The 12,739-nt window shown below is 63.7% G+C and carries 11 protein-coding genes; 5 read left to right on the top strand and 6 right to left on the bottom strand.

Features of this window, described 5'->3' with window-relative positions:
- Positions 1-388: 388 nt before the first annotated feature.
- Together MesoLj_RS06625 and MesoLj_RS06620 are read left to right on the top strand one after the other, a co-directional pair.
- Positions 389-1,810, top strand: coding sequence for a coniferyl aldehyde dehydrogenase (locus MesoLj_RS06625; RefSeq protein ID WP_202325497.1), 1,422 nt, complete (start codon positions 389-391; stop codon positions 1,808-1,810).
- A gap of 261 nt (positions 1,811-2,071) precedes the next feature.
- Entirely contained in the window at positions 2,072-3,022 is a 951-nt protein-coding gene (locus MesoLj_RS06620) for a glycosyltransferase family 9 protein (protein ID WP_202325496.1), read from the top strand.
- A gap of 430 nt (positions 3,023-3,452) precedes the next feature.
- On the opposite strand, the gene MesoLj_RS06615 is transcribed toward MesoLj_RS06620, so the two are convergent.
- On the bottom strand, positions 3,453-4,151 hold the full coding sequence (locus MesoLj_RS06615; RefSeq protein WP_202325495.1) for a hemerythrin domain-containing protein: 699 nt from the start codon (positions 4,149-4,151) through the stop codon (positions 3,453-3,455).
- A gap of 179 nt (positions 4,152-4,330) precedes the next feature.
- Between MesoLj_RS06615 and MesoLj_RS06610 the strand changes: the two genes are divergently transcribed.
- Together MesoLj_RS06610 and MesoLj_RS06605 are read left to right on the top strand one after the other, a co-directional pair.
- Positions 4,331-4,804, top strand: coding sequence for a hypothetical protein (locus tag MesoLj_RS06610; protein ID WP_244735301.1), 474 nt, complete (start codon positions 4,331-4,333; stop codon positions 4,802-4,804).
- Positions 4,801-6,141 (top strand): GAF domain-containing protein, encoded by a 1,341-nt coding sequence (locus tag MesoLj_RS06605; RefSeq protein ID WP_202325494.1) that lies wholly within the window; start codon positions 4,801-4,803, stop codon positions 6,139-6,141. Before MesoLj_RS06610 ends, MesoLj_RS06605 begins: the two co-directional genes overlap by 4 nt.
- 19 nt (positions 6,142-6,160) lie before the next feature.
- Here MesoLj_RS06605 and MesoLj_RS06600 read toward each other — a convergent pair whose 3' ends face one another.
- Together MesoLj_RS06600 and uxaC are read right to left on the bottom strand one after the other, a co-directional pair.
- Positions 6,161-6,499, bottom strand: a complete 339-nt coding sequence (locus tag MesoLj_RS06600) for a cupin domain-containing protein (RefSeq protein ID WP_202325493.1) — start codon at positions 6,497-6,499, stop codon at positions 6,161-6,163.
- Between the two features lie 45 nt (positions 6,500-6,544).
- Positions 6,545-7,954 (bottom strand): glucuronate isomerase, encoded by a 1,410-nt coding sequence (gene uxaC, locus MesoLj_RS06595; RefSeq protein WP_202325492.1) that lies wholly within the window; start codon positions 7,952-7,954, stop codon positions 6,545-6,547.
- A 154-nt stretch (positions 7,955-8,108) separates the two neighbouring features.
- Here uxaC and MesoLj_RS06590 point away from each other — a divergent pair, with 154 nt between their 5' ends.
- Positions 8,109-9,602 carry a mannitol dehydrogenase family protein gene (locus MesoLj_RS06590; protein ID WP_202325491.1) on the top strand — a complete coding sequence of 498 codons (1,494 nt, stop codon included), beginning with the start codon at positions 8,109-8,111 and terminating at the stop codon, positions 9,600-9,602.
- Between the two features lie 52 nt (positions 9,603-9,654).
- Here MesoLj_RS06590 and MesoLj_RS06585 read toward each other — a convergent pair whose 3' ends face one another.
- The 3 genes from MesoLj_RS06585 to MesoLj_RS06575 form a co-directional block, all read right to left on the bottom strand.
- Positions 9,655-10,062, bottom strand: a complete 408-nt coding sequence (locus MesoLj_RS06585) for a F0F1 ATP synthase subunit epsilon (protein WP_140776657.1) — start codon at positions 10,060-10,062, stop codon at positions 9,655-9,657.
- Positions 10,063-10,174: 112 nt separating this feature from the next.
- Positions 10,175-11,770 (bottom strand): F0F1 ATP synthase subunit beta, encoded by a 1,596-nt coding sequence (gene atpD, locus MesoLj_RS06580; protein ID WP_202325490.1) that lies wholly within the window; start codon positions 11,768-11,770, stop codon positions 10,175-10,177.
- A 70-nt stretch (positions 11,771-11,840) separates the two neighbouring features.
- Positions 11,841-12,725, bottom strand: a complete 885-nt coding sequence (locus tag MesoLj_RS06575) for a F0F1 ATP synthase subunit gamma (protein WP_202325489.1) — start codon at positions 12,723-12,725, stop codon at positions 11,841-11,843.
- Between the last annotated feature and the right edge of the window lie 14 nt (positions 12,726-12,739).

Below are 12,739 nucleotides of genomic sequence, written 5' to 3'. Positions count from 1 at the left end.
GCCAAGGCCCATGCAGCGAATCGGAGTAGGCGAGGCGGATATAGGTCCCCGTGTGGTCGGCGAAGTAGAGATAGTAGGCACCAAGCCGACCGGGCACCCAATCAGGCATGCTGATAAGCGACGGCCCGTTGATGTTGACCCCGTCATCGCCGGGCAGCATGTCCGGCGTAATGACGGGTCCGTGTCGCATGGCGGTGACACGAATTTGCGGAATCATGCGCCACGCGCCCTTGTCGGAGATTTCAGCTTGCCGCATTCGATACAACGGCATGGATGCAAACGGAAGGTCAAACAGCCATGGGAGCCTCGCCTGTCCCTGCGGCATGTGCTCCTGGCTGGATTCAGGCTGGCCCTGATGTAAGCTGGGCAGGAGCAAGGAGCGCGCGCAATGCTGCAGGTGAGACAGGACGTTCTCGACGAGCGGTTCGGCTTGCAGCGCTCCGCCTTCGAGAAACAGCCCTTCCCGGACCTGAGCGTGCGGAAGGATCGCCTGAAGCGCCTGCTGGCGCTGACCGAGCGGCACGAAGCCGACATTTGCGCCGCGATCAACGCTGATTTCGGCAGCCGCTCGACTCACGAGACCCGCCTCGCCGAATTGTTTGTCGTGCGCGCCGGCATCCGTCACGCGCTGTCTCACCTGAAAGGCTGGATGCGGGAGCGTCGCGTCGCCACCACCTTGCCGTTCCTGCCGGGCAAGAATCGCCTCGTGCCGCAGCCGCTCGGCGTCGTTGGCATAGTCTCGCCATGGAACTACCCCTTCCAGCTCGCCGTCGCGCCGGTCACGGCAGCGCTTGCCGCCGGCAATCGCGTGCTGGTCAAGCCGTCCGAACTGACGCCGGCTTTCTCGGAGTTGTTGGCCGGATTGGCCGCCGAGCATTTTTCACCCGACGAGTTGAGCGTCATCACCGGCGATGCGGAGATGGGCAAGGCCTTCGTGTCGATGCCGTTCGATCATCTGCTGTTCACCGGCTCGACCGCGGTCGGTCGCCAAGTCGCTATCGCCGCTGCCGCCAACCTGACCCCGGTGACGCTCGAGCTCGGTGGCAAGTCGCCGGCGATCTTCGATCCCTCCTGCGATCTCGATGCGGCAACAGCCAGCATTGCCTATGGCAAGCTGCTCAATGCCGGTCAGACCTGCATCGCGCCGGACTACCTGCTGGTGCCCAAGGGACAGGCAGGCACGGTCACGGCCAAGCTCGCAGCCGCGATGGCGCGGCTCTACCCCACGCTGCGCGACAACCCCGACTACACCGCCATCATCAGCGACCGGCACTTCCAGCGCCTGCGCGCCATGATCGCGGAAGCCCGCGATGCCGGCGCCGCCATCACCGAAATCAACCCGGCCGGCGAAGACCTCGCCACGACAAGCCGGAAATTCGTGCCGACCCTGGTCAGCAATGCCGGCCCGGATCTGCGGCTGATGCGCGAGGAGATTTTCGGCCCGGTGCTGCCGATCGTCGAATACGCCACGGTCGACGAGGCGATCAGCCATGTGAACCAGGCCGATTGGCCGCTGGCGCTCTACTGGTTCGGCAATGACAGCGCCAACCGCCAACGCATCCTTCGCGAGACCGTCGCCGGCGGTGTTACCATCAACGACTGCATGTTGCATCTGGTGCAGGAGAACCAGCCCTTCGGCGGCGTCGGCGCCAGCGGCATGGGGGCCTATCACGGCGAATGGGGCTTCCGCACCTTCAGCAAGGAGAAGCCGGTTTTCCTGCAGTCGCGGCTGAGCGCCGGCGCCCTGCTGCGCCCGCCCTATGGCAAGACGTTCGAGCGGCTTTTCGGCCTGCTCAGGCATATCTCCTGACCAATCTCGCCGCTTCCATGACGGATTGGTAGGGCGAACGGCGGCAATACCAGCCAACACGGCCCTATTATTATGTTTGACGCATATTCCCTCTGGATTCAGCCGGGATTTGCTGTCTTTCTGCAAAGTCGTTTCCGAAACTTGTCTCCCTCTCCAAATCACACCTGACGGACTCGCCTGGTCATGGATTTGCCCGCGCCGCTGTTGATTTTTTATGTCCGCAACGACGCCCTCGGAGATGGGTTGCTGAGGATACCAGCCTTGCGGGCGGCAAGAACGGCCTTCCCACAAAGCCATATTGTCTATGGCTGCCAGGGCAAGTCTTCGCTCACGGGCATGTTGCGCAAGCATGCCGCTCCCCTCGTCGACGACTTCAGGATGAAGCCGCTCTCCGACATTCTCGCTGAATTCGCACAGCCGGGCAGACAGAAGACGGTCGTCGACTTCCGCACAGGCGTCCCCGGACTGATGGTGACCGGATTGCAGCTTCTCGGCCGCGGTGTTCACTACGAGCCCAATTTCGCCGGCTATCTCCTGTCGCTGCGCCGGGGCACAAGATGGACCTTGCGGCCCGAACACAATGCCTGGCGCTATCACCGGCTGATCGAGCGCCTCGCCGGCCGGCACCTGCCATTCGACCACAGGCTCGATGTTCCGCACTCCGCCCGGACCATGGCGCGCCGGCTCGTCGGCGCGGACAACCGTCCGCTGGTCCTGCTTGGCGGCAACGCCAGGAGCAACAAGTTCATGAGCGAGGACCAGATATCAGCCATTTCAGGCAATCTCATCGATGCCGGCTACCACGTGCTGTATCTGGTGACACCCGGTGACGGACCGACGCCGCAGGCCCTGGTAGCCAGGGAGAGCCGTCTCTCGGTGGTTGGTCCGGAACTTGGGCTCGATGTCGAGGCGTTCGGCGACCTCCTGCTGGCGCTTGGCGAGATGGCTGCCGCCTATGTCGGCATGGAAGGCGGCCTAGGACACCTGTTCGCCACCGTCATGACGCCGACGGTGATCGTCAACAACGGCGCCAATCTGGAGCGGTGGCGGCCGCTGTCGAACATGGTCGAGGTGGTGACGGCGCCGAGACGCGGACGAAGGGCTAACGTCGCCGATGCACCGGTCGAAGCCATTCTCGAGGCCACGCATCGCTTGCTTGCCGCCAGCCGTCGCGACCACCCGGCCCCGGCATTAAGTTTATCTTCACTATGATCCGGCAGGTTTCCAATCCTGCGGTGATGTTCTTGAGTACCGCGGCGCCACTGGCGCCCAGGCAACAAACCCGCGCCTTGTCCGAGGCGCGGGTTCCCTGTCGAGGAGCCGGTTGGCCGGCAACGCCAGGTTGCCGCCCACGATGTGACCTTCCATCATCGGCTGTCGGGCGGCGCGTGGGTCGGCGATTCTCCTCCGACGTCGAAACACGTTTTATCCGCCGACGGCCGACCGTTTGCCTGGGCACGACCAAGCTTTGCCGGACAATGCGCGGCGCATGCGCCGCAGCCTCCACGGCGGGCAGCAGCCCGGCCGGTTGAAATCGTGCAGCCCAAGGCTGCCGCATGGCGGTCGTGCATGGTTCTGGTTCCCTGTCGAATTCGTTACGCTCGAACGCGAACTGCCTCCGAGAGCGTCTCCGGTGCGAATTTCAGGCAGCGAGCCCAAGTCTGCTGGAGAGGTCGCAGAAATCCTCACGCGACAGATGTGGCCGCGCCGCGAACTCGATGACGGCGGCGAACGCCTCGGCAGGCGCCGAGACCTTCATGCCTCCCAGAAGCGCGGCACGCTCGCTGCGGTTCATGGCGGGAATCATCAGGCGCATGAAGGCGAGGTTCTTTTCCGGCGTGAGCGACCCGATGATCGCCATTTCGATGCCTTGCAGTTCGGCATCCGTGAAGTTCGCCCAAAGTTGCGGCGCGGTTACCGTCTCCTCCTCATGCATATGTTCGAGATCGTGTCCGACAAAGACCGTGAAAGCGATGTAGAGCCGGCGACCAAGGCTGGCTCGGGCATCAAGGGGTGCCTCCTCGATCGCCCGGATCATGTCCTCGAGTTCGGCAAAGGCAAGCCGATGATCGTCGTGCTGGTGCTCGAGGCGATCGGTCGAAGCCTGCACGCGCGCTTCGAGTGGCTGGTGGATATACCGGTCCTCATGGGCAAGATGGCTGGCTCCAAGCATAAGGATCGTACGAAGGTCGGCCAGCAATGGTGCGGTCGCCGCGACATCGTCGAAATCCGCGCCGCCCAGGCGCGCAAGCAATTCGCATTGGGCCTTGCGAAGACCTTTGTGGATCAGGCCATAAAGATCATAGCGGCCATTGAGGTCTGGTATTCTTGCATGTGTCATTGAAGGTCTCCCGTCTGTGCGGCGTCCCGATTGTCACGATGACTGATCGCGCCGGCTTCGCGAGGCCTTCTATTCAAGGGCTGAAGAACATGCTTCCTAAATGCTTCCTAAGCGAGCATGCCTGTTCCTAAAACTTTCCTATCCGATTAGACTGTTTGCACGTAGGCAATGGGGCGGCCTTGATCAGCAAGGAAATAGACGACCTGCTCGCAGGTCCGGTGATGATACTCGTATCCACACGCAATGCCGCGTTTCGCCCAGCCATCGGCCGCGGCACCGGCGCCGCGCATGTCGCGAGCCTCGGATGCATCGACGTGCTTGTATCGCGGACCCAATGGCCCGAAGTTGTCGAGAACGCCGCCTTGGGTGCACCGGTGGCGGTCACGATGGTACGCCCGCACGACTATCGCGCCTTCCAGGTCAAGGGCAGCATCCTGGCGGTGTCGCAGGCCGACGATGCCGACAGGGCGAGAGCGCAAAACTACATTTCCGAGATGCTGGTGGTGATGGAGGCGCTTGGCGTGACCCCGCATCAACTCTCTCATACCCTCGTCGACAGTGATCTGCTTCGCATCCGTTTTCAGCCCACCGATGTCTTTTCGCAGTCACCCGGCCCCGGTGCGGGCGAGAGGCTCCGGACGAACTCGCCATGATCTCCCTCAGCGACATCCGCGACAGTTTTGAAGGTGTCATCCCGTCGGTGATCGCGACCAGCGATGGCGATGGCATACCCAACATCTCGTACCTGTCTCATGTCTATTACGTCGATGAGAGCCATGTTGCGCTTTCGAACCAGTTCTTTTCCAAGACGGCCGCCAATGTCCGCGCCAGCGGCGTTGCCACGCTGATGGTTGTCGATGGACGAAGCGGCGTCCATCACATGCTCGATCTGGAATTCCTGCATGCGCTCGATCATGGCGAACTGTTCGAACGCATAAAGTCGCATCTTTCGGTGATGAGTGCGCAACAGGGAATGGCGGGGGTCATGAAACTGCGCTCCGCCGACCTGTACTTCGTGCGCGATTGCCGCGCGGTGGTCGGCGTCGTCCCGCCTAAACATCGCAATCCGGCCCCCGCGACAACGAACCACCTGCCCAAGGCCGCGCTTCTTGCCGCCGCCATCGGCTCGGAAGCCGATGCCGATGTGATGCTGGACAAGGCCCTGGCCGGACTTGAGAGCAGCTTCGACTATCGGCATGCGATGGTTCTGGTGCCCGACGAGACCGCTCAGCGGCTAAGTACTCTGGCGAGTCGCGGATACAGCAGCCTTGGTGTCGGCGCGGAGATCGCGTTTGGTGAAGGCGTGATCGGCATCGCGGCCGCTACGCGCCAGCCGGTTCGTATCTGTGACCTGCGGCGCTCCCAACGCTATGCCTCAGCCATACTTTCGGCGTCTGACCGCACACGCCATATCCCACTTCCCGGACTTGCCGGTCCGCGCAGCCAGATGGCGGTGCCAATGCTTGCCCAGGGAAAATTGCGAGGCGTGCTGTTTATCGAGTCCGAGGCCAGTTTCGCTTTCGGCCATCAGGATGAAGACGCCCTGATGCTGGTCGCGAGCCAATTGGCCGCGGGATTGCGGCTTGCCGAACTGGAGGGTGGCCACCAGCCCAATGCCTTCGCGAAGTCGACGCAAGGCGGATATGCGTCGGATCAAGCCGGAGCACCCTCGTTCAAGATAAGATACTTCGCTTTCGACGACAGTGTCTTTATCGACGACGACTATCTGATCAAAGGCGTCCCCGGGCGGCTCCTGATCCACCTCGTCCGCACTTTCCTCGCCACGGGACGCCGCGATTTCTCCAATCGCGAGATCAGGCGGGACGCAACGCTGCGGCTGCCTGATATCAAGGACAATCTTGAAACCAGGCTCATCCTTCTGCGTCGGCGCCTTGACGAGAAAAGCGCACCGATCCGGCTGCTGCGGCCCGAACGTGGGCATATCAGGCTGGACCTTGCCGGCGTGCCGCTGCTGGAAGCCGAGGCGTGATCCTTCTTGGATAACGCCCTCAGGCGAGGAAGTCAGCCCTGTACGGCGCAAAGCTGTCGACAAGCCGCCCCGCTTCGAGCGCCTTGACGCCATGCACGAGGCCGGATGGCACGATGAAACTGCCACCGGCCTCAAGGATCTCCGTCAGCCCGTCGATGGTCACCTCGAAGCGACCCTCGGCGACGTAACTTGACTGGACATGCGGATGCGAATGCAGCGCACCGACACCGCCCTTGTCGAAGCCGAACTCCACCAGCATCAATTCATCGGTGGAGAGGAGAACGCGCCGCCTGTTGCCGTCGGGCGTCGGCGTCCAGGGGGCCTCCCCGGCATGGGCGAATATCTTCGTCATCGTCATCTCCTTGCCGTGAGTGGCCGGCCAACGCCGATCAGGCACGTTCCGTCAGAGCCGATAGGCTTTCTTGGCAAGCGTATAGGCCAATTCCCCGGCGAGTTCATGCGCCTCTTCCTCGCGCAGCCGGTGCTCGGCAACGAGCCGCGCCAGGAATGCGCAGTCGACCCGCCGCGCCACATCGTGACGGGCCGGGATCGAGGGAAAGGCGCGGGTGTCGTCGTTGAAGCCGACAGTGTTGTAGAAGCCTGCCGTCTCCGTGGTCATCTCGCGAAACCTGCGCATGCCTTCCGGACTGTCGTGGAACCACCAGGCCGGACCGAGCCTGAGCGCCGGATAGACGCCGGCCAGCGGCGCCAGCTCGCGCGCATAGCTGCTTTCGTCGAGCGTGAAGACAACCACGGTAAGATCACGCTCCAGCCCGACGCAGTCGAGAAGCGGCTTCAGCGCCGTCACATAGTCCGTCCGTGTCGGTATATCGAAGCCCTTGTCGCGGCCGAACCTCTGGAAGACAGAAGCCGAATGGTTGCGCTGGGAGCCAGGATGGATCTGCAGCACCAGCCCGTCATCCCTGCTCATCTTGGCCATCTCGGTCAGCATCTGGGCGCGAAACAGCTTTCGCTCGCGCTCGTCATCCGAGCCGCGGCGAATGCGGTTGAACAGCTCCTCGGCCGCCGCATCGGAAAGGTTGGCGGTCTCGGCTGTCGGATGGCCGTGATCTGACGAAGTCGCGCCGAAGCCTTTGAAGAAGGCGCGCCGCTGGCGATGCGCGTCGAGATAGCCGGCCCAACTGCCGGTGTCGCAGCCGGTGATCTCGCCCAACCGGTCGAGATTGGCCGCGAACCCTTCGAAATCGGGATCGACAACCGCGTCCGGCCGGTAGGCGGTGACGACACGGCCCGTCCAGCCGCTGTCGCGGATCATCTGGTGCCATTTGAGGTCGTCGAGCGCGCCTTCCGTCGTGGCGATCACCTCGATGTTGAAGCGCTCGAACAGAGCGCGCGGACGGAAATTCTCCCACTGCAGCACGGTCGCGATCGTGTCGTAATGGCGGTCGGCGGTCTCGGCGCTCAGCGGCTCTTCGATGCCGAACAGATGCGCCAGCACATGGTCGAACCACAGCCGGGTCGGCGTGCCCCGGAACAGGTAATAGTGCTCTGCAAAGCGCCGCCAGATCGTCCTGCCGTCGGTCTCGACCGGAGCGCCGTCCAGGGTCGCCACGCCGAGATCCTCCAGCCGCACGCCCTGGCTGAACAGCATGCGGAAGATGTAGTGGTCGGGCACGATGAGCAATTGTGCCGGATCCGGGAACGGCTCGTTCAGCGCATACCAGCGCGGATCGGTGTGACCGTGCGGGCTGACGATGGGCAGGTTCTTGACGCCGGCATAGAGGTCGCGGGCAAGCGAGCGCGAATGCGCTTCAGGCGGAAAAAGCAGGTCCGGATCGATCAGCGCGACCATGGGAAAGCAGCTCCTTCCAGTTGGGTATCGGTACGTTCGGGCTAAAGCGATGTCAACGTGCCCCGGCAAAGCGGCATCCTTGCGGCAGGCGGACGTAGGTGTTACGCCGCCTGTCATCCGCCGCGTCCCCAAAGCCCTCAGCCCCGGTATCGTGATGACCAGAAGCCATCTGTCCAACGCAACGCTGCAACGGCTGCCCGCAGCCGCCGGAATCCCCGCATATGACCGCAGCCGCGTTGCTCCCGGCATCGTGCATCTCGGCGTCGGTGCCTTCCACCGAGCCCATCAGGCCGCCTATGTCGACGATTGCCTGGCGGCGGGCGAAACGGACTGGGGCATCATCGGCGTCTCCTTGCGCAGCACCGACACGCGCGACGCGCTGGCGCCGCAGGACGGGCTCTACACGCTGGCGGTTCGCAGCAGCGGTGAGGAGGAGCTGCGCGTCATCGGCTCGATCCAGTCGATGCTTGTGGCGCCGGAAGATCCGGCCGCGGTACTGGCCGCGCTGATCGATCCGCGCACTCGCATCGTCACGCTGACAATCACCGAGAAGGCCTATCTCAGGGCCGCGGGCGGCGGGCTGGACGCCGCTCACCCCGACATCGCCCACGATCTGGCCAATCCGCGAATGCCGAAGACGGCGCATGGTTTTCTCGCCGAGGCGCTTGCTCAACGACTGGCAGCCGGCACCCCGCCCTTCACCGTGCTCTGCTGCGACAACCTGCCTGCCAATGGCGCCACCTTGCATCGGCTGCTGACCGAATTCGCCGCGCTGCGCGATGCCAAGCTTGCCACAGCGGACGGTACCGGTCTCTTCGACCATATCGCAGGCCAGGTCGCGTTTCCGTCGAGCATGGTCGACCGGATCGTGCCGGCAACGACCGACGCCGACCGGGCACGCGTCGCTGGCGAACTCGGTATCGACGATGCCTGGCCCGTGATGACCGAGCCCTTCCGCCAATGGGTGATCGAGGACAATTTTTCCGCCGGCCGGCCGGCCTGGGAAAAGTTCGGCGTCACCATGGTCGGCGATGTCGGCCCCTTCGAGGACATGAAGCTCAGGCTTCTCAACGGTGCGCATTCGGGCATCGCCTATCTCGGCCTGCTCAGCGGCCACGCCACGGTCGACCTGGCTTTTGCCGATCCGGCGATCCGGCAATTTGTCGACGGGCTCTGGGCCGAAGCCATCCCGACATTGCCGGAGGATGCCGGGCTCGACACGACAACCTACACAGCCGAGCTTACCGAGCGTTTTTCCAACACCGCGCTCGCCCATCGCACGGCGCAGATCGCCAATGACGGCAGCCAGAAACTGCCGCAGCGCATCATCGCGTCCGCCATCGAGTGCCTCGAAGCAGGTACCGAGTTCGTGCATCTCACGCTGGTGGTGGCGGCCTGGATCGCCGCCTGCGCCGCGCGCGGCAAAACCTTGCCCGAAAACCATTTCACCGATCCGCTCGACGCGGCACTGACGGCGCTTTTGGATCAGCAGCTACCGGCGAACGAAACCGTGACAGCAGTGTTCGACCTAGCCGGCTTTGCCGGAGATCATGCCGAGCGCCAAACGCTGATCGAACTTACGGCGGTGCATCTCGTGCACCTGCGACGCGATGGTCCGAGATTGGCCTTCGCTGCTTTGGGCATTTAAACAAAAAAGCGAGGCAAGGCCCCGCTTTTTATCAACTCATCTTGTGCGAACCTCAGGCCGGCAGAAGCGCGCCTTCCAGCGTGGTGAGCTGGCTGAGGAACTGCTCCGCCTTGCTACGCGCCTGGTCGTCCTTGGCGTCGGTGGCGTCTTCCTTGGCTTCCTGGATACGGCGAGCGAGATCGGCCCGGTCGACATCCTTCACCGCCACAGCCGATTCCGCCAGCAGCGTGCAGCCCGCCGGAACGATGTCGGCGAAACCGCCGAACACGACATAGCGTTCTTCACCGCCCGAGGCGGTCTTCACCGTGACGACACCCGGCTTGATCGTGGTCATGACCGGCGCGTGATGCGCCATCACGGTCATCTCGCCTTCGGCGCCGGGAATGACGACGGATTCGACCTCAGCGGAAACCAGCAGGCGCTCCGGCGAGACCAGTTCGAATTTGAAAGCTTCAGCCATGTCAATTTAGTGAGTAGGGAATAGTGAGTAGGGAAGTAGGGAGAAAGGGCAATTGCCCCGGTCACCCGCCTGCCATTCACTACTGACTACTGACTACTCCCTATTCCCTTGATTAAGCCGCTTCAGCCGCCAGGCGCTGTGCCTTCTCGACCGCTTCGTCGATGCCGCCGACCATGTAGAAGGCGGCTTCCGGCAGATGATCGTAGTCGCCGTTGCAGAGGCCCTTGAAGCCCTTGATGGTGTCGGCGAGATCGACGAGCTTGCCTGGCGCGCCGGTGAACACTTCGGCGACGAAGAAGGGCTGCGACAGGAAGCGCTCGATCTTGCGGGCGCGGGCCACCGTCTGCTTGTCCTCTTCCGACAGCTCGTCCATGCCCAAGATGGCGATGATGTCCTGCAGCGAGTTGTAGCGCTGGAGGATCGACTGCACCTGACGGGCAACGGCATAGTGCTCGTCGCCGACAACCAGCGGGTCGAGCATGCGCGAGGTCGAATCCAGCGGATCGACCGCCGGATAGATGCCCTTCTCGGCGATGGCGCGGTTCAGCGTCGTCGTCGCGTCAAGGTGGGCAAACGAGGTCGCCGGCGCAGGATCGGTCAAGTCGTCGGCCGGCACGTAAATGGCCTGCACCGAGGTGATCGAGCCCTTGGTGGTGGTGGTGATGCGTTCCTGCAGCGCGCCCATGTCGGTGGCGAGCGTCGGCTGATAGCCGACGGCCGACGGGATACGGCCGAGCAGAGCCGACACTTCCGAACCCGCCTGCGTGAAGCGGAAGATGTTGTCGACGAAGAACAGCACGTCCTGGCCCTGGTCGCGGAAATATTCCGCGACCGTCAGGCCGGTCAGGCCGACGCGGGCGCGCGCGCCCGGCGGCTCGTTCATCTGGCCGTACACCAGGGCCGCCTTTGAACCCTCGCCGCCGCCCTTCTTGTTGACGCCGGATTCGATGAACTCGTGATAGAGATCGTTGCCTTCGCGGGTGCGCTCGCCGACGCCGGCGAACACCGAATAGCCGCCATGCGCCTTGGCGATGTTGTTGATCAGTTCCTGGATCAGCACGGTCTTGCCGACGCCGGCGCCGCCGAACAGGCCGATCTTGCCGCCCTTGGCGTAAGGTGCCAGCAGGTCGAGCACCTTGATGCCGGTGATCAGGATCTGCGCTTCCGTCGACTGCTCGACATAGGCCGGGGCCGGCTGGTGGATCGAGCGCATCTCGGTCGCGTCGACCGGGCCTTCCTCGTCGACCGGCTCGCCGATGACATTGATGATGCGGCCGAGCATGCCCGGGCCGACCGGCACGGAGATCGGGCCGCCGGTGTCTCGCACTTCCTGGCCGCGCACCAGACCTTCGGTGGAGTCCATGGCGATGCAGCGCACGGTGTTCTCGCCCAGATGCTGGGCAACTTCGAGCACGAGGCGGTTACCGACGTTCGTGGTCTCGATCGCGTTCAAGATCGGCGGCAGGTGATCGCCGAACTGCACGTCGACGACGGCGCCGATGACCTGGCGGACCTTGCCGACAACGCCGGTTGCCTTGGTGGCAACGGCCGAGGTCTTGGCCGCGGCGGCCTTGGCGGGCGCTGCCGCCGTCTTGGCTGGAGCTGCCTTGGCGGCTGCTGCCGGAGCCTTGGCCGCCTTCGCGGGGGCTGCGGTCTTCGCGGCTGCGGCCTTGGGGGCTGCCGTCTTGGGGGTCGCTGCTTTCGCCATCGTCTTTACCCTTTTCGTCCTTTGTTTCTTACGCGGTCCGGTCGCGGGCAGATTGACCCGCGAACCGCGCCTAGAGCGCCTCGGCGCCCGAAATGATTTCGATCAGTTCCTTGGTGATCTGCGCCTGCCGCTGGCGGTTGTAGGTGATCGACAGCTTGTTGATCATCTCGCCGGCGTTGCGCGTCGCATTGTCCATGGCGCTCATCTTGGCGCCCATCTCGCCGGCCGCGTTTTCGAGCAGCGCCCGGAAAACCTGCACGGAGATGTTGCGCGGGATGAGGTCGGAGAGGATTTCACCCGGCTCCGGCTCGTACTCGTAGACGGCGCTGGCGCCATCCGCCGCAGCGGCGGGAGCCGAAGCGACGCCGGCCGGAATGATCTGCTGCGCGGTCGGAACCTGGCTGATCACCGACTTGAACTGCGAATAGAACAGCGTGCAGACGTCGAAGGCACCCTCGCTGAAGAGGTGGATGACCTTCTTGGCGATCGCGTCGGCATTGACGAAGCCGAGCGTCTTGACCTCGCGCAGGTCGACACGATCGAGGATCATCGTTGCATAGTCGCGGCGCAGTATGTCGAAGCCCTTCTTGCCGACGCAGATGATCTTGACCTGCTTGCCGTCGGCCAGAAGCCGGCGGATATGGTCGCGGGCGTGACGGGCGATCTGGGAATTGAAGCCGCCGCACAGACCGCGCTCGGCGGTGCAGACGACGAGCAGATGCACGTCGTCCTTGCCGGTTCCGGTCATCAGCGCCGGGGCATCGCCGCCACCGCCGATCGCCTGGGTGATGTTGGCCAGCACGGAACCCATGCGCTCCGAATAGGGGCGCGCCGCTTCCGCGGCCTCTTGCGCACGGCGCAGCTTCGCCGCGGCGACCATCTGCATCGCCTTGGTGATTTTCTGCGTCGCCTTGACCGAGGCGATACGGTTACGAAGGTCTTTTAATGAAGGCATGCTTCAAACCTGAT

The organism is Mesorhizobium sp. 113-3-9, from assembly GCF_016756515.1.
Lineage (GTDB): Bacteria > Pseudomonadota > Alphaproteobacteria > Rhizobiales > Rhizobiaceae > Mesorhizobium.
This window is presented reverse-complemented; position numbering and strand designations above follow the sequence as displayed.

Excerpts from the sequence above, each read along its gene's own strand:
- MesoLj_RS06625 (WP_202325497.1), top strand. The coding sequence starts at position 389 with ATGCTGCAGGTGAGACAGGACGTTCTCGACGAGCGGTTCGGCTTGCAG.
- MesoLj_RS06615 (WP_202325495.1), bottom strand. The coding sequence starts at position 4,151 with ATGACACATGCAAGAATACCAGACCTCAATGGCCGCTATGATCTTTAT.
- MesoLj_RS06605 (WP_202325494.1), top strand. The coding sequence starts at position 4,801 with ATGATCTCCCTCAGCGACATCCGCGACAGTTTTGAAGGTGTCATCCCG.
- MesoLj_RS06600 (WP_202325493.1), bottom strand. The coding sequence starts at position 6,499 with ATGACGATGACGAAGATATTCGCCCATGCCGGGGAGGCCCCCTGGACG.
- uxaC (WP_202325492.1), bottom strand. The coding sequence starts at position 7,954 with ATGGTCGCGCTGATCGATCCGGACCTGCTTTTTCCGCCTGAAGCGCAT.
- MesoLj_RS06590 (WP_202325491.1), top strand. The coding sequence starts at position 8,109 with ATGACCAGAAGCCATCTGTCCAACGCAACGCTGCAACGGCTGCCCGCA.
- MesoLj_RS06585 (WP_140776657.1), bottom strand. The coding sequence starts at position 10,062 with ATGGCTGAAGCTTTCAAATTCGAACTGGTCTCGCCGGAGCGCCTGCTG.
- atpD (WP_202325490.1), bottom strand. The coding sequence starts at position 11,770 with ATGGCGAAAGCAGCGACCCCCAAGACGGCAGCCCCCAAGGCCGCAGCC.
- MesoLj_RS06575 (WP_202325489.1), bottom strand. The coding sequence starts at position 12,725 with ATGCCTTCATTAAAAGACCTTCGTAACCGTATCGCCTCGGTCAAGGCG.